This is a genomic window from Shimazuella sp. NTD250 (assembly GCF_059510375.1).
In genome coordinates this window covers 298,705-322,581 of the sequence record NZ_JCAJZS010000005.1, presented here as the reverse complement: position 1 = coordinate 322,581, position 23,877 = coordinate 298,705, and the positions used below count along the sequence as shown (strand labels likewise).

At 36.3% G+C, this 23,877-nt stretch carries 20 protein-coding genes; all 20 read left to right on the top strand.

Translation table 11 applies throughout. The annotated features are described in order from the left end of the window. Positions 1–470 (top strand): L-tyrosine/L-tryptophan isonitrile synthase family protein (locus AC5WOF_RS14880; protein WP_496050731.1); only part of this gene is annotated, 470 nt, incomplete at its 5' end. Positions 471–478: 8 nt separating this feature from the next. Next, entirely contained in the window at positions 479–1,498 is a 1,020-nt protein-coding gene (locus AC5WOF_RS14875) for a methyltransferase domain-containing protein (protein ID WP_496050730.1), read from the top strand. A 283-nt stretch (positions 1,499–1,781) separates the two neighbouring features. After that, positions 1,782–3,569 carry an alanine--tRNA ligase gene (locus tag AC5WOF_RS14870; protein ID WP_496050729.1) on the top strand — a complete coding sequence of 596 codons (1,788 nt, stop codon included), beginning with the start codon at positions 1,782–1,784 and terminating at the stop codon, positions 3,567–3,569. A gap of 211 nt (positions 3,570–3,780) precedes the next feature. Then, a complete protein-coding gene (locus AC5WOF_RS14865; protein ID WP_496050728.1) occupies positions 3,781–3,972 on the top strand; it encodes a nucleotidyltransferase domain-containing protein in 192 nt (63 codons plus the stop codon). 73 nt (positions 3,973–4,045) lie between these two features. Continuing rightward, positions 4,046–4,486 (top strand): nucleotidyltransferase, encoded by a 441-nt coding sequence (locus AC5WOF_RS14860; RefSeq protein WP_496050727.1) that lies wholly within the window; start codon positions 4,046–4,048, stop codon positions 4,484–4,486. 75 nt (positions 4,487–4,561) lie between these two features. Then, positions 4,562–4,858, top strand: a complete 297-nt coding sequence (locus AC5WOF_RS14855) for a DNA ligase LigA-related protein (protein ID WP_496050726.1) — start codon at positions 4,562–4,564, stop codon at positions 4,856–4,858. 269 nt (positions 4,859–5,127) lie between these two features. Next, positions 5,128–5,586 carry an NUDIX domain-containing protein gene (locus tag AC5WOF_RS14850; RefSeq protein ID WP_496050725.1) on the top strand — a complete coding sequence of 153 codons (459 nt, stop codon included), beginning with the start codon at positions 5,128–5,130 and terminating at the stop codon, positions 5,584–5,586. Positions 5,587–5,777: 191 nt separating this feature from the next. After that, a complete protein-coding gene (locus AC5WOF_RS14845; RefSeq protein WP_496050724.1) occupies positions 5,778–6,686 on the top strand; it encodes a phosphotransferase in 909 nt (302 codons plus the stop codon). Positions 6,687–6,721: 35 nt separating this feature from the next. Further along, positions 6,722–7,480 carry a metallophosphoesterase family protein gene (locus tag AC5WOF_RS14840; RefSeq protein ID WP_496050723.1) on the top strand — a complete coding sequence of 253 codons (759 nt, stop codon included), beginning with the start codon at positions 6,722–6,724 and terminating at the stop codon, positions 7,478–7,480. 87 nt (positions 7,481–7,567) lie between these two features. Then, positions 7,568–8,317, top strand: coding sequence for an alpha/beta hydrolase (locus AC5WOF_RS14835; protein WP_496050722.1), 750 nt, complete (start codon positions 7,568–7,570; stop codon positions 8,315–8,317). Between the two features lie 25 nt (positions 8,318–8,342). After that, entirely contained in the window at positions 8,343–9,098 is a 756-nt protein-coding gene (locus AC5WOF_RS14830) for a nucleotidyltransferase domain-containing protein (RefSeq protein ID WP_496050721.1), read from the top strand. 5 nt (positions 9,099–9,103) lie between these two features. After that, positions 9,104–9,925, top strand: coding sequence for a histidinol-phosphatase HisJ (hisJ, locus tag AC5WOF_RS14825; protein WP_496050720.1), 822 nt, complete (start codon positions 9,104–9,106; stop codon positions 9,923–9,925). 71 nt (positions 9,926–9,996) lie between these two features. Next, positions 9,997–10,662: a class I SAM-dependent methyltransferase gene (locus tag AC5WOF_RS14820; RefSeq protein WP_496050719.1), complete on the top strand. Its 666-nt coding sequence runs from the start codon at positions 9,997–9,999 to the stop codon at positions 10,660–10,662. Between the two features lie 51 nt (positions 10,663–10,713). Then, on the top strand, positions 10,714–11,694 hold the full coding sequence (locus tag AC5WOF_RS14815; protein WP_496050718.1) for a S66 family peptidase: 981 nt from the start codon (positions 10,714–10,716) through the stop codon (positions 11,692–11,694). 880 nt (positions 11,695–12,574) lie between these two features. Then, positions 12,575–13,177, top strand: coding sequence for a DUF1819 family protein (locus tag AC5WOF_RS14810; protein ID WP_496050717.1), 603 nt, complete (start codon positions 12,575–12,577; stop codon positions 13,175–13,177). A gap of 3 nt (positions 13,178–13,180) precedes the next feature. After that, entirely contained in the window at positions 13,181–13,765 is a 585-nt protein-coding gene (locus AC5WOF_RS14805; protein ID WP_496050716.1) for a DUF1788 domain-containing protein, read from the top strand. Positions 13,766–13,789: 24 nt separating this feature from the next. Further along, positions 13,790–17,344 carry a BREX system P-loop protein BrxC gene (brxC, locus tag AC5WOF_RS14800; RefSeq protein ID WP_496050715.1) on the top strand — a complete coding sequence of 1,185 codons (3,555 nt, stop codon included), beginning with the start codon at positions 13,790–13,792 and terminating at the stop codon, positions 17,342–17,344. Between the two features lie 11 nt (positions 17,345–17,355). Continuing rightward, positions 17,356–20,910: a BREX-1 system adenine-specific DNA-methyltransferase PglX gene (pglX, locus tag AC5WOF_RS14795; protein ID WP_496050714.1), complete on the top strand. Its 3,555-nt coding sequence runs from the start codon at positions 17,356–17,358 to the stop codon at positions 20,908–20,910. A gap of 57 nt (positions 20,911–20,967) precedes the next feature. Continuing rightward, a complete protein-coding gene (gene pglZ / locus AC5WOF_RS14790) occupies positions 20,968–23,523 on the top strand; it encodes a BREX-1 system phosphatase PglZ type A (RefSeq protein WP_496050713.1) in 2,556 nt (851 codons plus the stop codon). A gap of 110 nt (positions 23,524–23,633) precedes the next feature. Beyond that, positions 23,634–23,783, top strand: coding sequence for a hypothetical protein (locus AC5WOF_RS14785; protein ID WP_496050712.1), 150 nt, complete (start codon positions 23,634–23,636; stop codon positions 23,781–23,783). The last annotated feature ends 94 nt before the right edge of the window (positions 23,784–23,877 follow it).

Sequence of the window (23,877 nt, the reverse complement as noted above, 5' to 3'; positions counted from 1 at the left end):
ATAACCCTCGTTCTAGAGATGTCCAAAATGAAATCTTGTTTACTAAAAATGAATTTGCAGACAAGATTGGATATATAAATATGAGCAAGAACCAATTGCAAAAGAAATCAAAGGAAATAGCAAAAAAATCTCTTATTCTTAAAGCAGGGCTTTCTGATCTTATTTCAAAAAAATTTGAAAGCTATATTCGGTTGTCAATTCACTATCAGAAAAAAGAAAGTCCAAAAATGGGAATTCAATTGATTCCTAATGCAATAAATCATGGTACTCCTTGGTTCAATGTTCTATATAGAGCCCCAAGTGGCAAGGTCATTTTAGGGAAAAAGGATTGGGATATTCCAAGCAAACAGCTAATAAATGAAAATGGACAAGGGTATCTTTACGTAATCACTGAATCTGACTTAAAAGCCTTTGAAGAAGGTCGGTTTGCCAGCAGAAGAATATACTATTCTAATAAACTAAATCGGTAGGTGACAGTATGATTCAGTTTAATAACGAGTTGCCTTTTACCAAAGAAGAGAAGCTGAAAATAGAAGAAAATATATATTCAGAAATGGCGATTCCAGAGAATATAGTAGAAGAGGTTTTCTTCATTGAGAAAGTTATGGAAAGGGATACAGAAATATTCGTAGAAAGAGATTATAATTCACCTCAAAATATTTTCTTTATTGAACTGGATAATGGATATAAAATATTTGGCAGAAAAACTTTATCCATAATGAACAGGACTGGTAGGTTAACATCTTTGAATTGTAGCAGAATATCAAAGGAAATGATTATTGGAATATTAAATGAAGCAAATTACGATGAATCTAAAATAGAAATCGATTACTTTCCCTTGTATAAAGGGGAAAAAATAAATATCTTTAAAAAAATCAAGCAAGACAGGATGACGAATATTTACTTTCCCTATAAATTCTATGATTTCAATACAAGAAAGGAAAGAGAATCTCCAGAGGACGGTTGGGAAGTTTATGAAAATTTGCCCATATACTTAGCAAGAGGTGAAGAGCATCTTAGAAAGTATACGATTCGATGGTTATCAAAAGTTAACGTATTAACAAACATGGTACTTTACGATCCCGCATGCTCTACTGGGGATTTTTTGGAGGAAATAAAAAAACATTATAATACTGTTACAGCAATTGGATGCGATCTTAGTAAGGAAATGGTGAATATAGCAAGGAATAAATTAGATGTAGTACATTGTGAGAATGCATTTAATAGTAGTTTGGAGGATGAATCTGTAGATTTTCTCTTTCTCAGATTTTTGAATTTTAGAGTAGTGACCTACGAAAATGCACATAGACTGTATAACATCTTAAAAAAAAAAGTCAAAATAAATGGATTTGTAATATGTTTTGGTCATACTCCAGTACTACTTGAAAAGGAATTCATGATTAGAAAAAATCTTAATCTTCTATCATGTACAGGGTATGAAGAGGAAAATGATAGTATATTTCAGTATTATGTTCTTAAGAAAATTAGTAGTGACTGATTTATAGAATGATGTAATACATTTAAATTCAAAGAAAACTGATTAAAATGATTATTCAATCGAATCCAATAATTATTTTCTTTAGTAAAATTGATAAACAAGACATTTGATGATAGATGTGGTAACTTTTATCATAGCCACTATTGATATAATAACAATGGTTTTAGTAACCTTGAGTTGTATCTGATGTAATATTTTTTGTTAATAATAATCATACAGAGCATTTTTTGTTTTTGTTCTTTATGATTGTGATGTTTATATTTAAAAAGAGGTGTTTTAGAAAGTGAGACAATATACATCAGAAGAAATAAGATCCAAGTACCTTGACTTTTTTAAAAGCAAAAATCATCAGGTGATTCCCAATGCTTCCGTGATTCCCGAAAATGATCCAACTTCATTATTCACAACTGCGGGTATGCAGCCCTTGGTTCCCTATTTATTAGGCGAGCCGCATCCACAAGGTAAACGTGTCGTTAATGTGCAAAGGTGCATACGAACAGGTGATATTGAAGAGATTGGTGATGATACTCACTGTACCTTCTTTGAGATGTTAGGAAATTGGTCTTTAGGTGATTATTTTAAGAAAGAATCTATCAACTGGAGTTGGGAGTTCTTGACTTCAGAAGAATGGCTACATATACCTAAAGAAAGACTGTTTTTTACTGTATTTGCTGGTGATCAAGATGTACAAAGAGACGAAGAATCATACTCTTTGTGGCTGGATTTAGGTGTAGATGCAGAGCGTATTTCGTTTCAATCTAAAGAACACAATTGGTGGGGACCAGTAGGTGCAACAGGTCCTTGTGGTCCAGATACAGAAATTTTTATTGATACAGGAAAAGAAAAATGCTCAGAATCATGTGACCCATCATGTGACTGTGGCAAGTATCTAGAAATTTGGAACAATGTCTTTATGGAGTATTATAAAAATGATAAAGGGGAATTTACTCCACTATCACAAAAGAATGTTGATACTGGGATGGGATTGGAAAGAGTATTAGTTGCTTTAAATGGAGGTACAGTGTATGACACTGATCTATTTGAAGAAATTCTTAAGAAAATACACGAACTTTCTGATCAAAATGATGTAAAACCTACTGAGTCTAAGGATTTTAGAATTATTGCTGACCATATTAGAACAGCTACTTTCATATTAGGAGATCCAAAGGGTATAACACCTTCAAATGTTGATCAAGGGTATGTTCTAAGAAGGCTGATTAGAAGAGCCATTCGATACTCGAAGTTGTTGAATATCGAAGAAGGAGGCATAGCTCAAATCAGTCAAGCTGTTATTGAGAAATACAGTAATGTATATCCCGAACTGAATGAAAATAGGGATAAGATTATTCATGAATTGAATGCAGAAGAACAAAAATTTGGTAAGACTATTCGGCAAGGACTAAAGGAGTTTGAGAAAGTAGTTAAAAGACTAGATGAAAAAACGACAGTAATTGATGGTGCTAGTGCGTTTAAACTTTATGATACCTATGGTTTTCCAATTGAGTTAACTCAGGAATTAGCTACTGAGAAAGGATTAACAGTTGATATAAACCAGTATCAAGAACGATTTGAAGAGCATCGTAAGAAATCACAAAAAGGTGCAGAACAAAAATTTAAAGGTGGTTTAGCAGATCATACAGATGAAACAACACGTCTTCACACAGCCACTCACCTTTTACATGAAGCGTTAAGAAGAGTTTTGGGTGAATCTGTTGAGCAGAGAGGTAGCAATATTACATCTAAAAGATTAAGGTTTGACTTTTCTTTTGGTCGTAAACTTCTTCCTGAAGAAATATCAGAGGTAGAAACAATCGTTAATCAAGCTATCAAAGATGACTTAACTATTGTAAATCAAGAAATGACTTTAGAAGATGCAAAACAACAAGGAGCCATTGGATTATTTGAATCGAAATATGGTGAAATTGTAAAAGTATATTCTATTGGAGAATTCTCAAAAGAAGTTTGTGGCGGTCCTCATGTTAAGCATACAGGGGAACTTGGTACATTCATAATCAAGAAAGAAGAAAGTTCATCTAATGGAGTACGCAGAATAAAAGCAGTTCTCCAATAAAAATAGGGAAGCAAATTCTCTATGATGAGAATCGAAAAGAATTTTGAGTGAATCTTGCTGAGTTATGAGTGAGATTCACTTTTTTACTTTATAGGAATCAAAAAAAGAGTATATTACTTTTAAAAAGAGGATAATTATCATTTTTTGTAAAATTATATATATAATCAATTTGAGAAATTGCAATATGAAAATAGGAATAAGAGTTGATTCAATGATGAAAATGGGTGCAATGGAAGCTGCGAAAAAGTTTATATTTGAAAATTACCCAGATTGTAGGGTTGCACTTTTAGCAGGAAGTGTTGTACGTGGAGAGGGAACAGATCAGTCTGATCTAGATATTGTTGTGATCATTGATGACTCTATTTCTCTGCTCGCGAATCTGTCATTGCGTATCAATGGATGATAGAGACTTTGTACATACATCTGAAACCTATCAAGATTTTTTTGCACAAGATTGTAGAAGAGGACGACCTTCTTTGCCGCAAATGTGTTTAGAGGGAATAGTTCTTCAAGATGATGGATTAGCTCAAACAATAAAAGATGAGGCAGAAAAAATACTATTACAAGGTCCTGAACCTTGGAAAATAGAAGATATTGATTCAAAGCGATACATGATTACGGACTTGCTAAATGACTTAGAAGGATCAACAAATGAAGAAGAATCTTTGTTTATTGCTAGTAGTTTAGTTTACTATGTTCATGAATTTATTCTACGGACCAATCGACAATGGATAGGTTCTTCAAAGTGGATTGTTCGAGCATTACGAAACTATAATCCGCAGTTATGTGAGGTGTTTGTGAGACTGTTTCATAACTTTTGCAAGTGGGGTCAAAAACAGCAATTCATTAAATTTGTTGATAGGATACTGGAACCATATGGAGGAAGGCTATTTCAAGGGTTTTCAATTGGTAAGTGAAAGAAAAATCAGAGGGATTGAAAATGAAAATAGACGGACATACACACTTTTGCCCACAGTAAAGGAGAACAATTCATGAAAACAGATATTCTTGAATTAATTAATCGTCGTCGCCGCCAGGTTCTTATTCATTCCTTTTTGTATTATCGTATGAACACATCTGTAATATCGGATGCGACTTTTGATCAATGGGCAAGAGAGTTAGCAAAACTACAGTTGGAGAATCCAGAAGTTGCACAAGAAGGCGTTTACGCTAATGCTTTTTCAGATTTTTCAGGATCAATTACTGGGTTTAATCTTCCTTTGAGCGATCCTTGGGTTATGTCTAGAGCAATGTATATACTCCAGATTTGCATAAGCAATAAAGTGTAGTTGTTATCCCCTCTCCTTCCATAGCAAATTCCGAGGTCAAAGTTTAAACAGGAATGGTTATAAATTTTCATACTCACAAAAAAGGGATCGATTAATATTGAGGTGATCCTTTTCTTTAGATTTGAAATTATAACTAAGTGGGGAGCGGTCATAGAGCTGGAAGTGAACATGTGATTCTTAAAGACAGAAGATGTAGGAGGTTATCGGGTGTAACGATTGAGAGGACTAGAAGAAATACATCATATCCCCAAAAAACTAAGGAGGACCACATGAATTCTTGTTTTCATCATCTAGTAAGAGCTGTTGTTATTCAGAATAACCATGTATTACTTGTTCAGACAAAGGGAGAAACATATACTTTTTTACCTGGTGGACATATTGAATTTGGAGAGAGTGCACCTCAAGCGTTAATCCGTGAGATTCAAGAGGAGTTAGGCGTGGATTGTAACATTATTCGTTTTTTAGGATTAGTAGAACATAAATGGGAAGATAAAGGTGCACTACAATGTGAAATTAATCAAGTTTTTGAAGTGAATATAACAGATATAGATGTAAATCGAAATCCGATATCCAAAGAGTCACATCTTGAATTTTTCTGGTCTCCTCTGGAAGAGTTAGATCAAAAATGTGTTATGCCTCAACCTTTCAGTGAATTGATTTATAAATTTGCAAATGGAGATAGTTCTATTTGGTGGGAAAGTACCTTGCATAAAGTCAAATTTGAATAGGTAGTCATTATAGGAGGGTAATAATTTGGTCAACTCACCAGAACTAAACAATGTAGTGGATTCATGAAGCGATTTCAATATCCTTGGTCTATATCAGGTGGATTCGTAAGTTAAAAGATATGATAGCGAATAAGGATTTTATGGAGTTGAGAAAAATCATTCAAGAATCTATTTTTTAAAAAATCAAATCAATGTTATCAGCAGAAGTACAGTCTGCTCAACCGATTATTCGAGGCCGTAAGAATTTAAAATGGATCGTTACTTTATCCAATGGAGAAAAGTTATTTGTAAAACAGTATGATCAACAACGATACAAGGGAAAGCTTTCATACGTCAAAAAAGCTTTAGCGATCAAAATTAAAATTCAACAGCAAGGAATCGTCTGTCCAAAAATTTATACTTGGAATGGAGAATTTATTTTAAGTACTCCAGAAGGAGTTTTGTTTTCTTTAATGGAGATTTGTGAAGGAGAGTATGTGAAACCTAGTCATACAAATGTGAAACAAATGCAGTCTCTTGGATATGAATTAGGAAAAATGCATGCTGCTTTTCGTAAACTACCTGCCAGTGACCTTCATTGGTCACCATCCAAAGAACACATTCAGGATGAGTGGGAAAAACAATACAAACAAGCAAAAGAAGGAGAGTGCACTCCTCGAATTCTGTCTGCACTGGAGCAACAACGAGAGATCTTGAATCACCTTGATTTTACCTTATTTCAACTTTGTCCTCGTGGTTGGGCTCATTGGGATTTACATCTCGATAATATGCTTTTTCAAGATGATCGTATCTCAGCAATCTTAGATTTTGATCGAATGAGATATGTGTACCTAGAACTAGACGTGGCTCGTGCAGCATTATCAGGTTGTATCGATGAAAATGGCTTAGATGAGGGGAAGTTATTTGCTTTTTTTAAAGGTTACCAAGAATGGTTTCCGTCTTTTGAATTGAAAGAATTAGGACGAGCATTTCAATTGTTATGGACAGTAGAAGCTCCTTGGTGGATAAAAACAGATATTGAAAAAGGCAGTGTAGTCCCACAACGATTTTTTTATGAGATTGAGTGGTTACAAAGCAACTGGGGTATTTTTATTCCATAATGATTTATTTACAGGTACCCTAAGGTGGAAATGTGGTGAGAAAATTGCAATCCATTGCCGTTATAACAGACATCCATGGAAATTATTCTGCTTTAAAAGCTGTTTTACGAGAGATTGATGACCAGTATCCCCATATTGATCATATTTACTGTTTGGGGGATATGATTGCTATAGGACCAAATACAAATGAAGTTTTGGAGACCTTTTTTTCAAGAGAAAATGTTTCTATGATTTTAGGCAATCATGAGGAAGCAGTTATGACTTTGATAAAAGAAGAGCAGTACCCATATATACGAGAAAAGCTCCATCATCAATGGATAGCAGATCAACTTAGACCAGAATTTATTCCAAAACTCTCACGATTGCCACGTATTATTATGTGTGAATATGAAAACCAAAATCTTCTGTTTACACATTTTCATATAAAGCCAGAGAAATCGAATGTACCGATTAGTGAAAATCCGTATACTTCTACAAGTAATCAGTATCCAGTCCCGGTGGAGGAAGTAAGAGAGATTTTTCGAGATACAAAATGCGTCGATGCCGTGCTTTTTGGGCATCTACATGAGTCCTATCATTTCCAATTAGATAAAACTGTCTTTGTGAGTCCTGGGGCATTAGGATGCAACCCTCAGCCATTTGCTAGATATGCTTTATTGGAAATAGAAGGGGAATTCATTCGAGTTAGTTTGAAACAAATATCCTATGATAAAGAAGCATTTATTCAATCATTTAAAAAAACGAATGTCCCTGATCAAGAAAATATTTTGAGAATGTTCTATGGTGTAAAATAGTAAGACATTAGACTCACAACATGGTTTTAAATTCAATATGAAATTTCTTTGTTGATTATATCTCAACAAGAGCAGAGGAGTAAAAGTATGGAAAAAGTAACCTTTAAAAACTCTCGAAATCTAACTTTAGTAGGACACTTCTATACTTTCTCCCTTGAAAAAATTATTATCATGTGTCATGGCTTTACTTCTGAAAAATCCTCAAAGGGGAGATTTGATAGATTTGCTAACGCTTTTCATCAGTTAGGGTATAGTGTCTTAGCTTTTGATTTTAGTGGTTGTGGGGAAAGTGATGATGAAAGATTAACCATGACCACAAGGATCGATGATCTGCATGCTGCTATTTCATTTGTAGAATCCAGAGGGTATAGCCGTATTGCTCTCTATGGTCATAGCCTTGGTAGTAGAGTGTGCTTAGAATGTTACACAGATCAGATTGTCACGATAGTTTTGACAGGGGCATTAACAGGTCCAATGAAATACGATTGGAACAATTTTTTAACACAAGAAGAAAAACAAGAACTAAAGGCAAAAGTCCAAATTACAAAAAATCAAAAGCAAAGAAAGGTCATTATTGATAAGCAAATGCTTTTGGATTTTGAATTAGTAGACCAAAGGGAATTACTCGCAAACGTAAAGTGTCCAGTATTGATTATGAACGGAGATGCAGATGAGGAAGAAAGGGACTTATTCCGATTAAGCCAACAAGGAATGAGATGGTTACCGAAAGACTCTAAGTTGAAATTGATTCAGGGGGCTACTCATAGCTTTACAGATCACTTACCTGTGATTGAAAAGTTGGCAACAGAGTGGTTTTTAAAACATTTTAAGCTTTAAGGAAATTATCGAGAAAGTTATGGTGTTGCAATATGAAACAAAAGATGATTCAAAGATGAAAATGGGTGCAATGGAAGTAGCAGAAAAGTTTATATCTGAAAATTATCCAGATTGTAGGGTTGCACTTTTAGCTGGAAGTGTCGTACGTGGAGAGGGAACAGATCAGTCTGATCTAGATATTGTGATCATTGATGACTCTATTCTCTCTGCCTATCGCGAATCTGTTATTGCTTATCAATGGATGATAGAGACTTTTATACATACATCTGAAACCTATCACGATTTTTTTGCACAAGATTGTGGAAGAGCACGACCTTCTTTGCCACAAATGTGTTTGGAGGGAATAGTTCTTCAAGACGATGGATTAGCTCAAACAATAAAATATGAGGCAGAAAAAATACTATTACAAGGTCCTGAACCTTGGACAATAAAAGATATTGATTCAAAGAGATACATGATTACAGACTTGCTATATGACTTAGAAGGATCAACAAATGAAGAAGAATCTCTGTTTATTGCTAGTAGTTTAGCCTATGATGTTCATGAATTTATTCTACGGACCAATCGACAATGGATAGGCTCTTCAAAGTGGATTGTTCGAGCATTACGAAACTATAATCCACAGTTATGTGAGGAGTTTGTGAGCTTGTTTCATAGCTTTAGCAAAAGTGGTCAAAAACGGCAATTTATTCAGTTTGTTGATAGGATTTTGGAACCATATGGAGGGAGGCTATTTCAAGGGTTTTCAGTTGGTAAGCGAAAGAATAATGGGAGGGATTGAAGAAGATGAAAGTAGATGGGCACACCCATACTCACTTTTGCCCGCATGGTTCTGGAGAAGAGACAGCAAAGTTTATTGAAAGAGCAATTGAATTAGGGTTTGATCGATACGTTTTAACAGAACATGCTCCACTACCTCGTTCTTTCTGTGAATCTTTGCCATATGAGAAAGAATTGGTTAAATATTTTACAATGAAAGAAACAGAGCTTGACGGCTATATAAAAGAGATGCATCAGTTAAAACAAAAATACAAAGACCAAATAGAGATACGAGTAGGTTTTGAAATTGATTATCTAGCCGAATACATCGATTGGACGCGAAATCTACTCCAAGAGTATCAAGGTTATATAGAAGAAACCATCCTATCTGTACATTTTCTCAAGGGAGTAGGAGGATGGCGCTGTGTAGATAATACTCCAGAGGAATTTGAAGAGAGCCTTGTTCAATATCACGGGAATTTTCAATCAATACAAAAGGTTTACTATGAAACGATCAAAGAGGCAATCCTTCAGTTCCAACCTTCCCGAATAGGTCATCTCACCCTGTGTCAAAAATTCCAACACTATATTCAAGGTAGAAATTTGGTTACCGAAGCTATGGAGAAAGAGATCCAAGAGATCTTATTACTGCTAAAACAGAAAGGCATAGCACTGGATTTCAATACGTCTGGACTCGATAAGAAATACTGCTTAGAACCCTATCCATCAGAGTGGATTGTAAAGAAGGCTCAAAAGCTAGGGATTCCTTTTGTTTTTGGTTCCGATGCGCATGCTGTAAAAGATGTAGGACGGCATTATAATCGATATAAATCAATTTTTGGCTTTTAACTTTAAGTCGATTACGAATGTAACTACTATCATAAAATCTTATTCAATTATAGGGAGCAGGTGTTATGTGTATGTCCGAAAAACCAGAAGAAATGTCTAAGTTTTTCGATGATCATGCAATAGGATACGATGAACATATGCATGGAATGTTTCAAGACTTTGACTCGTTTTATAAGGAAATTTCTAAACCTATTGTAGAAACAGAAGAAGCCGTAAAGGTACTCGATCTTGGATGTGGGACTGGGAATCAATTAAGAGGCATCTTTCAAAAACTCCCAAATGCTCGTGTAACAGCAATGGATCTTTCGGAAGAGATGTTAAAGAAACTAAAAGAGAAATATCCGACCTATTTAAAGCAAATAGAAATCGTGAAAGGTTCCTATGTATCTCTCCCGTTTTCTGATTGTTCCTATGATTATGTGGTTTCCGTTTGCAGTTTCCACCACTTCATGAAAGATGTAAAGCGTACTTTATATGAAAAAATCAAAAAATCTCTCAAACCAGAAGGAATGTATATTGAGGGAGACTGTGTAGTTTCTGCTGACAAGGAAGCACAACTTTTGGCAAATTACCATCAAGTCTTAACGAAAGAATTGTCCAACGAGCTGTATCACATTGACATTCCTTTTTCCTTGCAAACTCAGATTGACTTACTTCAAGATGCGGGATTTTCAAAAGTGGATGTAGCTTATCATAATGAAGACGAAGCAGCAGCTATTATCGTTGCACAAGCATAAATAGAGATAGACTTAATAGCATTGATATTAAAAAGGAAGGGTTGTTTGATCATGCTATTCCCTAAAAAAATTCAAGTGGGAGATCATATCCGAGTTGTTTCTCCATCCAAAAGCTTTTCTATTTTATTGGAAGAAACGGTAGATATCGCACTGCAAAGATTGAGAAATCTAGGATTTACCGTTACGATATCACAGCATGCATCTGTAATGGATTATTTTGGTTCCTCTTCTATAGAGGAGAGGATCGAGGATCTTCATGATGCTTTTGCTGATAAAAGTGTGGATATCATACTCACTACAATCGGAGGACATAACTGCAATCAATTATTAAAATATTTGGATTACCAACTGATAAAGCAAAATCCAAAGGTGCTTGTGGGATACTCAGATATCACTGCTCTTGCCAATGCGATCTATGCAAAAACAGGTCTTGTTACTTATTCTGGTCCGCACTTTTCTACATTTGGGATGAAAAAAGGTGTTGAATATACCGTTGATTATTTTCAAAAGTGTCTTATGATGGAAGATTCATTTAACGTAAACTCATCAACACATTGGAGTGATGATGCATGGTATTTGGATCAAGAAAATAGAATCTTTCATGTGAATAGAGGTTGGATTGTTATTCAAGAAGGAGAAGCAGAAGGAGTAAGCATAGGAGGAAATCTATGCACCTTAAACCTACTTCAAGGAACGGAGTATATGCCGTCTTTAGAAAATAGCATCCTTTTTTTAGAAGACGACTATCTAAGCTTCCCTGCCAATTTTGATCGAAATCTGCAATCTCTTATCCATCAACCTGGTTTTGAAGGTGTAAAAGGTATCCTTATTGGAAGATTTCAACGCAAGAGTGGAGTAACAGACGAGCTCTTGCAAAAAATAATAGATTCTAAGAAAGAGTTAAGAGGTTTACCCATACTTGCAAATGTAGACTTTGGTCATACCAATCCTATGTTTACTTTTCCAATTGGTGGGAAGATGAAAATGAAGGCGATTAAGAAAGAATCAAATCTTTTTATACATCAACATTAGAAATCAGTCACTGTCCATACATTACTGTAATTGTTTTATAGTGCAATAAGAAAGGACAGTAGTGGTGTGGAACCATATCCATTCCGGTTGCGTTAGATCAAGTGATTAACATCATGCATTCATTTCCTATTCCCAGGTTTATGGCGGAAGTATTGGAATCGAGATATGGAAGAAATGTTAATATAGAGGAGTGGGTAAAATGAGGGAGAGAAAAACTTAATCTATTCAATCATCCATTTTGTTCAAACGATAGAAACGATTTTTTCAGCGAAAATCGAATCAGGATAACCGATTTAACAGGGGTATCAGAATTTAAAATGGAGGGTACCTCTGACGAATGGAGAAAAGTTTGTTTGTAAAACAGTATCATACAGAGCGATATATCGGGAAATAGTTGCATGTAAAAAAGGTACTAACTTTACAAGAGCAGCTACAATAAAATGGATAAATTTGTGGTAACACACTTTTTGATCATTAAAGTAATTTTCACGACATTATGATAAGAGCAAGCCTTCACGATATGCTGTTGGTAAAATCAAAGATTGTTGTTTGGGTAATATAAAGGATTAAATCCTCAATAAAAATGGAATCGGCACGTACTAATCAAGAGCCAATATCCCTTGAAACCAAGGGGATTCGGCTCTTTGTTTTGGGGTGGGGATGTTTTGGTTTCCCTGAATTGTTTTTGATCTTAGTTTGATTACAAAAGAGGATAGCGCTATAGAAACGATGTACAAAAAAGCCAATATTTTTGTCTGACCCAAGTCGGGAAAATTCTCCTAGTAGTTAATAACGAGATGAATCCACAGAGTTAACTGTAGGTTTCTCATGTATGTTATAATCGGTGTAACTAAATTTCGGACCAAGGGAATGTATATTTATGCCATTAAATCAAGAATATAGATCAACTATTAAATCTAGACCATTTCTTTTTTTAGAATCAAAAAAGGCTGCATCTCTTATTTATCAAGGATTGAAAGCCTTTGAGATCAGAGAAAAGGTTATTCAGGAAAATATATTTCAAGTAAATACAGAAGAGCGTAAAAGGGAAGTTGCTGCAATCGTTATGAGTCGTCTTCAGATATTGGATGATTATTTGATAGAGCGATTGGTGAATGCAGATGTGGAAACAGGAAAATGGATTGTTCTATATTCGATTATGAAAACTGATCGTTTATTTTTTGAGTTTATACACGAAGTATTGCGCGAAAAACAGATACTTGGAGCAACACATCTTACAGATGCGGATTTTAGCTTGTTTTTTCAACGGAAAAGGGAGCAAAGTGAGAGAGTTGCGTCCTGGACTGATTATACTTTTTACAAACTCAAACAAGTGTATATTCGTATTTTGTTTGAAGCTAGTTTACTTAAAAATCAAAAAGGGGATAGGGAGATTTCGAAGCTTTTTGTCGAGCAGGATATTCTACAGCATATGAAGAAAAAAGATGAAGCGGTCTATTTGAATATGTTAGGGGTTGTATAGCCATTGAAATCGCAAACGATATCGCAACGACTTGATCAAATTTTACCAAAAATCACCGATCCATCGTTTCTACAAAATAAAGGATTAGGAAATGAGATTGGCTATTACATATTCGATTATGAGGCTGAACATGAGTTACTTGTTCGAGAACATATTGAATTTATGAAACAAAAAATCAATACATCAGGTTCAAGTAAACATATACGAGAATTTGATTTGTATGAGATCATCATCGAAATACTTTGTTCCAAAGGTTTTTTACAGAAAAATATACAAATGGAAGAAAAAAAGGGAAGTGAATATGTTTTCAATGCGACGAAAAAAGCATTACGTCTAACGTTAAATAACGACCTTGTTATTCAGTGTATCCGAGAGACTGTGGAAGAGAATGATATCGTATTTTTGACAGGCATCGGTAAGGCTTACCCGATTATCCGGTCCCATACAATCCTAAATAATTTACATAGTGTTATTGATCAAGTCCCGGTTTTGATGTTTTTTCCAGGTTCGTACGATGGTCAGACACTAGTGTTGTTTAATGAAATTAAAGATGATCATTACTACCGAGCTTTTCGGTTAGTGGAATAATGTTATAGGGGAGAAAGAAATAGTATGAAGCTACAAGATATGTTTGCGAAATCAATTCATCGTGATATTAAGGGTGTTATTAAGGTAGGACAAGCCGATGAGGAAAATATTTATCAAGAATTAGATGAGTACGTTGTGACCAATGAGTTAGCAGAACACATGGAAGCATTTTTTTCAGCCTATAAGAAAGGGATCATTGGCCATACGGATAAGATGGGTGTTTGGATTTCTGGTTTTTTTGGATCAGGTAAATCACATTTTTTAAAAATATTGTCTTATATTTTGGAAAATAAGCAAATAGAGGGACTGAATGCATTTTCTTTTTTTTCTAACAAAATTAAAAATCATACTACTTTAGAAAATATGAAGCAAGTAAATAACGTTACAACGGACGTGATTTTATTTAACATTGACTCGAAAAGTGATGCCGATTCGAAAACGCAAAAAGATGCAATTGTAAAAGTTTTTAATAAAGTATTCAATGAAATGCAAGGTTTTTGTGGATCGATCCCTTGGCTTGCAGAGCTAGAGCGGCAAATGCAGAAAGATGGATGTTATGACGCGTTTAAAGATGAGTTTGCACGTATATCGGGAAACGATTGGTTAGATGCAAGAGAAGACTTCTACTATGAAGAAGATGCTATCGTGGAAGCACTAGCGAAGACAACGAAAATGAGCGAAGAAGCAGCGCGTAATTGGTATCACAATGGCGAAAAAAATTATTCATTGAGTATCGAACGTTTTACACAAAAAGTGAGAGAGTATCTAGAGGCAAAAGGATCTAATCATCATGTATTATTTCTCGTCGATGAAATTGGACAGTACATCGGTAGCAACTCTCAATTGATGCTTGGTTTACAGACATTAGTAGAAGATCTTGGGACACAGTGTGGGGGCAAAGCTTGGGTGATTGTCACGAGTCAGCAAGATATCGACTCTGTGACGAAAGTAAGAGGTGATGATTTTTCTAAAATTATTGGAAGGTTCAATACAAAACTGAGTTTGTCGAGTGCAAATGTCGATGAAGTCATTAAAAAGCGGATCTTACATAAGAAAGAAACTGCCCAGAAAACGTTGCAACTCGTTTATCAAGACAAAAGTTCGATTTTAAAAAACTTGATTACATTCTCAGGAAATGCAGAGATGAAAACTTATGAAAGTGCCGAGGATTTTGCTGATGTTTATCCATTTATCCCCTATCAGTTCAATCTATTACAAAAAGTATTTGCGGCAGTTCGGATGCATGGTGCTTCGGGAAAGCATCTTGCAGAAGGAGAACGTTCGCTCCTTGGCGCTTTTCAAGAATCAGCAATCCAATATGCAGAAGAAGAAATCGGCTCGCTTGTACCTTTTTCTGCTTTTTATGAAACGATCGCATCGTCTTTAGAGCATAGTATTCGTACAGTGATTATTCAGGCAAGTGACAATTCAAGATTGACTACCGAAGATGTCGAGGTGCTGAAGCTTCTTTTTTTGATAAAGTATGTAAACAAAGTGATCCCCGCGAATCTGGAAAACATCGCAACATTGATGGCGACTCATATCGATGAAGATAAAATTGTCCGTAAAAAGCAATTGACTGTATCGCTAGAGCGCTTAATACGGGAAACATTGATTCAAAAAAATGGGGATGAGTATGACTTTTTGACTAATGATGAACAAGATGTCAATCGAGAGATCAAAAATATTCAGATTGATACTAGTGAAGTGGTTAAAGAAATTGGTGATGTTCTTTTTGAGTCAATTTATCCAGATAAAAAGTTTCGATATACAAAATATTACGATTTTTCTTTCCATACAAAGATTGATGAGCGATCGAGAGGTTCACAAGGACATGAGCTAGGACTAAGCGTTATCACGCCCTACTATGATGGTGTCGAAGATCCAAATCCAGCTCGTTTAAAATTACAGTCGGGTAATGAGCCTACTGTAATCGTGAAACTTCCTAATGACACATCGTATTTGGAAGAAATGGAAAAAGTGCTAAAGATCAAGTCTTATTTGAGTCTCAGTGATGGAAAAGCCGTTTCGGAGGCAATCGCAGATATTAAGCGAAAGAAAAGTACGGAAGGAACAAAGCGGAAAGAACGAATCAAAGTACAGCTTGAAGCAGCACTTCAAGAGGCGGAAGTATATGTTCATGGACAGCAACTGACGATTCGAGCAAAGAAAGCAAACGAAGTACTCCATGCAGGACTGAAATCATTAGTAGAGTTGCAGTACACCAAAATTAATTACATGAAAACATTTATCGATTCAGTTAAGCAGTTACATGAATTGTTAACGAAGGATACTGAGCAGTTAATGCTTACGGATGAAGGGCATCCCAATCATCTGGCCATCAAAGAAATCTTACATTACATTCAACAGATGAACCAACGGAGAATCCAAATTACGGTTAAGAGCATTACAGCAGAGTTTTCAAAGCGACCATTTGGTTGGAAAGCGCTTGATATTACATCTCTTTTGATTGAGCTATTTCGCAGACAGGCAATCAAATTACAGTTAAATAGTGAATACTTATCCCTATCGAATCATGAACTGATCAACTATTTGACCAAAAGAAACTATGTTGATCGCGTTATCATCAAAGAGCGAGAAAAAGTTTCCGAAAGAGAATTGCAAAATGTAAAACAGTTATTGCAAGAAATGTTTCACAAAAAATATGTTAAAACCGATGAAGATGGGTTGATGGGTGAATTTATCGGTCGACTTAAGGCGGAGAAGGTACAACTAGAAAAACTTTTGGAGCACTACAAATATCGCAGTTATCCAGGCAAACAAGTATTGCTTGATGGTATAACGGTAATGGAGCAACTTATTCCACCTACCGATACAGCTGCATTTTACAAACAAGCATTGAGATGTAAAGATAAATTACTTGATTATGTGGAAGATGTTGAAGCGGTTAAAGCTTTTTTTAGTGAGGATACAGGTACGAAGCAAAAGAAGATTTTTGATCAAGCAGTGGAGAAACTAGGCTTGTATACGAAAAATGAAACCTATGTTTTGCATAGTGGGGTGACAGAGATCATCGAAAAAATCCGACAGATTGTTTCTCAGTCCGCACCCTATACGAACATCTATAAACTTCCAGAACTTATCGAGCAGTTTGTCCAAACATTTGGCGAGCTACTTGAAGTAGAATGTAAACCAGTAAAAGAAGTGATCGAACGTGATTATGAAACTGTATTGGTAGAAGTCGAGCGACATGGCGACGAAGATAAATGGATACAAATCGTCAAACAGCGATTTGATGCATTGCTCCATCGTTTGGAATGTGCCAACGATTTTGCCGAGGTTATCTCGATGAAGGAAGAGAGCGATCGCATCAAACTGCGCTTATTTGAAAGTATTCGCCTTGATGTCGAGCAACGAGTGAAATCAAAAGAGCCTGCACGAGTGGCTGAGACTAGAACATCAATTCCAACGAAAGTGATCGTCAATATCAGCCTTGCAAATATAGTAAACGGGACAAAATCAATCGAAACAGAAATTGATATCGCAAATTTCTTAGCAGAGATGGAAACAAAACTAAAACAGAAACTCAAAGAAAATACGATTATTCGATTGATTTAATGGGGGAAAGTATGAATAAATCAGCAATCAAAAATTTTGCCGTTAGTGCAAGAGTCAAATTACTAGCAGCTGTTCAGCAGAAAGCATATGCACTAGGAATTACGTCTAAGGAAGTGAAAGAAGCTGATCGATTCGAAGATGGGTTTCGCATCGATCAGCTTACTTTCTCCGCTGATCGCTGGAAACAGCGTGAAAAGCTCGTTGTTCGCATTCTCTCCAGAGGTTATGACGAAGTGATGGAAGAAGTCGCGTATACATGGTTTAACCGCTTTATTGCGCTTCGTTTTATGGAAGTGAATGACTATTTACCTGTAGGTGTACGTGTACTGTCTTCGGAAGATAAAACCAATCCAGAGCCAGATATATTGCGAGCAGTACTGCAAGTTGATTTGGATCTCGATCACAATGTTGTCTATCAACTACAAGATGAAAGACAGACAGAAAGGTTATACCAATACATCTTGATCAAACAGTGCAATCAACTAAACGACATTTTGCCACGTATGTTTGAGCCAATCGAAGATTATACGGAACTATTGTTACCAGATAATTTACTACAAGAAGGCTCAGTGATTCGTGATCTTGTGACCATGATCGATGAAAAAGATTGGCAAGAGCAAGTTGAGATTATTGGTTGGCTGTATCAATACTACATATCTGAAAAGAAAGATGAAGTGTTCGCCAAGTTAAAGCAAAACCAAAAAATCAGCAAAGAAAATATCCCCGCAGCCACACAGTTGTTTACGCCAAAATGGATTGTACAGTATATGGTGGAAAATTCATTAGGACGGTTTTGGCTCGAATCTCACCCTGATGAAGACTTACATCAAAAATGGAAGTACTACTTACCGGAAGCGGAACAAGAGTCAGTGGTCGAGGCACAGTTGGCACAGATAAGGGAAAAAGACATCCATCTTGAGGAGATCAAAGTGTTAGATCCCTGTATGGGTTCAGGACATATTCTCGTTTATGCGTTTGATGTGCTTTATGACATGTATACTTCTGCCGGTTATGCTTTACGGGAGATTTCTCAACTGATCTTAGAAAAAAATCTCTATGGCTTAGACATCGACGATCGTGCCGCTCAACTTGCTTATTTTGCTTTGATGATGAAGGCTCGAAGCTATGATCGCCGTTTCTTCCAACGTCATGTGGAACCGAATGTATGTGCAATTCAAGAAAGCAACGGATTAAGTCCAGAAGCAATCGATTTCTTTGCGAAAAATGCAGGGTATTCATCAGAAATTAACCATCTGTTTAATACCTTTGAAAATGCCAAAGAATATGGTTCTATCCTTCGTGTTGATTCGATTGATGTAGAGGCATGGAAACACAGACTAGAAGACATCAAACAACAATCAAACGGTATATTTGAACTGAACTATTTGGAGCACATTTTAGAAATTGTTCCTGCACTTGTAAAACAGGCGCAGCTAATGACTCAGCAATATGATGTCGTCATCACCAACCCGCCATATATGGGGAGTAAGGGGATGAATGCGAAGTTGGCGGGTTATTTGAAAAAGAACTATCCAGATACGAAAAGCGATATGAGTACGGTTTTTATGGAAAAATGCTTTTCATTCGTCAAGGAAAATGGATTTACATCGATGGTTACCATGCATTCATGGATGTTTCTTGGATCATATGAGAACTTTAGGGAACAGTTACTAAAAAAACATACAATAGATAATTTAGTTCATCTGGGGATGGAAGGATTTGAAAATATCATTGGTAAAGTAGTACAAACAGTTGGTTTTGTAGTGAGAAATAAGCTAGTACCATCGTTTAAATCTACAAACGTTCGGCTGGTTGATTTTTATGATTCAAGAAGATATGAAAAAGAAAAGCAGTTTTTTAATGATAAGCTTCGATTTTCGGAAAGAAAGCAAGAAGATTATTTCAAAATTCCAGGGAATCCAATTGCTTATTGGGCGAGTGAGAGAATCGGGGATATCTACACTGAGAGTGATCGTATAGAGAATTTCGGAGATGCAAGAGAAGGTATGGCAACAGCTAACAATGATTACTTTTTAAGGTATTGGTATGAAACCGAGATTGGAAAGATTGGATTTGATTTTCTAGATAGAATAGTTGCAAAACAAAGTAAGAAGAAATGGTTTCCATATAACAAGGGAGGATCATTTAGAAAATGGTTTGGAAATAATGAATTAATAGTAAATTGGTTTAATGATGGAGAAGAAATAAGAAATTATAAAGATGAGCGTACAGGACGAATAAGATCACATAACTATAATTTGGATTACATTTTTCACAAGGGAATTACATGGTCTGCGTTAACCTCCAATGCTTTTAGCTGTAGAATTTCTGAGGCGGGGAGGTTATCAGATTCAAAAGGTCCTACTTTGTACGTTCAAAGTGGATCATTGAAGTATTTTTTGGGATTTTTGAATAGCCATGTGTCACAATTGATTTTAGATATTACCGCAGCGACGATGGATTATAAAGTTGGAGATATAGCGGAGCTTCCTATCATTTTTTTAGATGATAACAAAGTCGAGATGATAGTTAATAAATGCATCACCATCTCTAAAACCGACTGGGACTCATTTGAAACATCATGGGATTTTGAAAGTCATCCCTTCCTCACACATCAACAAGGCTCGACTACGATTGCAGAAGCTTATGCTAATTGGTCACAGTTCACCGAACAGCAATTTGCCCAGCTAAAAGCAAACGAGGAAGAGTTAAATCGCATCTTTATCGATCTCTATGGATTGCAAGATGAACTGACACCAGAAGTAGATGATAAAGATGTGACGATCCGCAAAGCAGATAAAGAGCGAGATATCAAGTCGTTCCTGTCGTATGCAGTTGGATGTATGTTGGGACGGTATTCGCTAGATCAAGCGGGTTTGGCATTTGCAGGAGGAGAATTCGATGCAACTCAGTACCAAATATTTCCTGTTGATATCGATAATGTCATCCCAATTACGGATGATGTATACTTTGAAGATGATATCGTTAGTCGCTTGATTCGCTTTGTAAAAGTGACGTTTGGCGAAACGACGATTGAGGAGAATCTTGAGTTTCTTGCCAGTGGCTTAAAGCCAAAGGCTAATGAAACGGCACGGCAGACGATCCGTCGGTATTTTCTGAAAGAGTTTTACAAAGATCATCTGAAAATGTATCAAAAACGCCCTATTTACTGGCTATTTGATGGTGGAAAGCAAGATGGGTTTAAGGCGCTCATCTATATGCACCGTTACGATATCGGAACTGTAGCTCGAGTGCGGATCGATTATCTTCATTTGCTACAGCGCAAATACGAGGCGGAAATCGAGCGACAAGTGTTTATACTTACATCAGATACTGCTTCGACAAAGGAAAAATCAGCAGCAAAGAAAAAGAAAGAGAAACTTGAAAAGCAGCTTCGCGAATGTATCCAATATGACCAAGTAATCGCCCATGTGGCAAATCAAAAAATGAATATCAACTTAGACGATGGAGTCAAAGTCAATCATGCGAAATTCCAGCAAATAGAAATGCCACAAGGAGAGGGAAAAACGTCGGTTGCAGCGAATTTGTTAGCAAAATTAAACTAACATGTAGGGGCGAATGACGATTCGCCCATCCCTTGTATGATAGAGAGTTGGGTGTGTATGAACAAACAGACGATACAACAAAATTTACAAGCGATGTTTGCCAAACCATTGGCTGAGGGAGAGCAACGGCATATTGTCTTTTGGTACGATGAATTAGCCGAATTTGTCGATGATGTTGCTGCTTTGCAATTAACAAATGTCAGAATACTAACGGTTACCCCAAATCATTACTTTGCAACAAAATATGAAATCGAAAAAGTGGATCAGACCTCGCATTTTTTACTATATTGTCCCATGTCAAAGCCATCTGCCCGTGAAGATGGTTTGCGCGATATTTTTCATTACAGTATGGAGTTTACGACGGACAAAACCACGATGATAATGCGTGAGTTTGGAGTCACAGATCCTGCACTGCGTCCGATTTTCCAAAAGTATGGACCTTTTTTTCGTAATAAAGAACGGTATGCTGCGTTTGCGGCGTATAAGATCGAATCGTTCACAGAGGAGAAGATTCATACCGCAGTGCTTGCAGCTCTATGTAAATGCACGGTTTGTAGCCTCGATGAAGTGCTTAAGGCATTGTTTCGCGAATATCTTCAGCCAAAGAATAAGTATTGGCAGGCAATTGAGAAATTTGGCGATCCAGAAGTGTTTTGGGAACTGGTAGAGAAAGTATATGCTTTTCATTTCTCAGATCCATCTTTGGAACAATTGTTACGCTTTTTCCTGATTACACATTTGCATGAAACAACAGATGAAGAGTTGCCTAAACCCTGGAAATGCTATGTTTCTAGTCGCTCTACCAATGGGATTGTCTGGATGGATCAATTTATGAATCATACGCTAGATATGAATACATATGACCAATTGGCAGACCAACTAGAAAAAACGTTGCAAGTAAGGGAGAAAGTGAAGGAATGGGAGATTGAAAAATATCGCCGGTGTGATACTTTTCGCATTTTTGATCAGAACATTATTGCAAAAATAGCCGATCAACTCGTGCATGAGATGAAGGATTACGATAATTATCTTTATGTGATTAATAGTCGAAGAACATTGCACTGGTACAGGCAGTATCAAGTAGAGTATGAAGCTTTGTATTGGGCGATTGTTCTCTTGCGGTTCGTAAATACGATGGAGAAGGAAATATTTCCACAGTCTGAACATGAGCTATTTCAACGGTATGTAGATAAGTATGCGTATATCGACAAAGCATATCGAAAGTTTTATGTAGCTTATGATCGGGCGGAAGAACAAGACATGCTACATGCGTTAAAACAGCTTGTCGAGCGTATGTATAGTCATAGCTATTTGGATGAATTAGCGGTCAAATGGTCGGACGTTTTGCAACGAGAAGATACACCGCATTGGGGTTTGGTGGGAATCGATCAACAAAAGGACTTTTTTCATACTTTTATTCGACCGCACTACTCCAATGATGAGCGTGTATTCGTTATTATTTCTGATGCTTTACGCTACGAAGCAGCGAAAGAACTTTGTGATCAACTAAATGTAGAACGAAAAGCATCGACTGAAATTGTCCCCATACAAGGTGTCTTACCGTCTTATACGGATTTAGGAATGGCAAGTATGCTTCCATACAAACAGATTACAATCGATAGCAAGGCAGCAGTTATGGTTGATGGAGTCAAAGCAACTGGTACCAATAACCGTGATCAAATCATAAAAGCGTATTCTAAGGATGCTGTAGCTATTTCGTACAATGAGCTAGAAGGGAAAAATCGTGCAGCATTTCGTGAATTATTTACAGGGAAGAAGATCGTATATATTTACCATAACAATATTGACGCTCGCGGTGATCATGCTGCAACAGAAAAAGAAGTATTTGATGCAGTGGAGGATACATTTGATGATTTACGAAAATTGGTCAATCAATTGATCAATCATGTAAGTGCTTCACATATCTACATCACAGCGGACCACGGATTTATCTATAAACGCGATGCTGTAAAAGCGAGTGATAAACTGGTAGGAAGTGTAGCCAACGTAGATATTGCCAAAAGAAGATTTGTGATCTCCGATCGACAAGAGAAAATAGAAGGAACCATACATTTTTCATTGGATTATATATTGGGAGAAGGTAGTGGAAAAGTTCTCACCATCCCAAAGGGAACCAATCGTTTCCGTCGTCAAGGAAGTGGTGACCAATATGTACACGGTGGAGCGATGTTGCAAGAGATCGTTGTCCCTGTCATCGTATTTCGAAATGATCGAAGTAAGTCGATGAAAAATGATGTGAAGAAAGTGTCAGTACAATTGACAAGCATATCCAGAAAAATCACCAACAGTGTCACATACCTTGAATTTTTCCAAGCGGAAAAAGTAGAGGACAAAAAAATTCCTCTTTATCTGAAAGCTTATTTTGCAGATGAAGAAGGAAAGCGAATTTCAAACGAAAATATCATTATTGCAGATAGCAGTTCAGCAAAGCCAGATAAGCGAACGTATCGGGAAAAGTTTGTTTTACGAAGTATACGCTATGACAGAAGTAAGACGTACTACTTGGTACTAGAGGAGGAAGAGAACGATACAGTTTACGATAAAATCCCGTTTGTGATTGATCTCGTACTTGTGGATGAGTTTAGTTATTGAGTTTTGGATTTTTCATTAGCAAGCAATGAATCGAAAATCGAATCAAAGAACAAAAAAGCTCCGTCAAATTAGCGATTTGAATCTCCATTGTGATTTTTCGATATGGAGGTTTGGCGGAGCTGCTAACGACCTTTGGGTTATATTTAAAAGAGTATCTCTTTCAGATGGCCGATGCGAATATGATGAAGTGCAAATTAATTAAGGGTAGTGATGTATTGGCTAGTAAAAATCATCGTGCACTAGGTTTGGAAAAAATCTGACTCCTTCTTCTAATTTTTTTTGGGTTGTTGATTGCGAGGTGTGTCAAAGTCAACAACCTTTTCATATGAATATGGGAATTAGTTTCTGATCAAT

What these genes read in the sequence shown, in the direction of transcription:
- brxC (WP_496050715.1), top strand. Translation starts at nt 13,790, where the DNA reads ATGAAGCTACAAGATATGTTTGCGAAATCAATTCATCGTGATATTAAG.
- AC5WOF_RS14845 (WP_496050724.1), top strand. Translation starts at nt 5,778, where the DNA reads ATGTTATCAGCAGAAGTACAGTCTGCTCAACCGATTATTCGAGGCCGT.
- pglX (WP_496050714.1), top strand. Translation starts at nt 17,356, where the DNA reads ATGAATAAATCAGCAATCAAAAATTTTGCCGTTAGTGCAAGAGTCAAA.
- AC5WOF_RS14865 (WP_496050728.1), top strand. Translation starts at nt 3,781, where the DNA reads ATGATGAAAATGGGTGCAATGGAAGCTGCGAAAAAGTTTATATTTGAA.
- AC5WOF_RS14855 (WP_496050726.1), top strand. Translation starts at nt 4,562, where the DNA reads ATGAAAACAGATATTCTTGAATTAATTAATCGTCGTCGCCGCCAGGTT.
- AC5WOF_RS14810 (WP_496050717.1), top strand. Translation starts at nt 12,575, where the DNA reads ATGCCATTAAATCAAGAATATAGATCAACTATTAAATCTAGACCATTT.
- AC5WOF_RS14875 (WP_496050730.1), top strand. Translation starts at nt 479, where the DNA reads ATGATTCAGTTTAATAACGAGTTGCCTTTTACCAAAGAAGAGAAGCTG.
- AC5WOF_RS14820 (WP_496050719.1), top strand. Translation starts at nt 9,997, where the DNA reads ATGTCCGAAAAACCAGAAGAAATGTCTAAGTTTTTCGATGATCATGCA.
- hisJ (WP_496050720.1), top strand. Translation starts at nt 9,104, where the DNA reads ATGAAAGTAGATGGGCACACCCATACTCACTTTTGCCCGCATGGTTCT.
- AC5WOF_RS14815 (WP_496050718.1), top strand. Translation starts at nt 10,714, where the DNA reads ATGCTATTCCCTAAAAAAATTCAAGTGGGAGATCATATCCGAGTTGTT.
- pglZ (WP_496050713.1), top strand. Translation starts at nt 20,968, where the DNA reads ATGAACAAACAGACGATACAACAAAATTTACAAGCGATGTTTGCCAAA.
- AC5WOF_RS14835 (WP_496050722.1), top strand. Translation starts at nt 7,568, where the DNA reads ATGGAAAAAGTAACCTTTAAAAACTCTCGAAATCTAACTTTAGTAGGA.
- AC5WOF_RS14850 (WP_496050725.1), top strand. Translation starts at nt 5,128, where the DNA reads ATGAATTCTTGTTTTCATCATCTAGTAAGAGCTGTTGTTATTCAGAAT.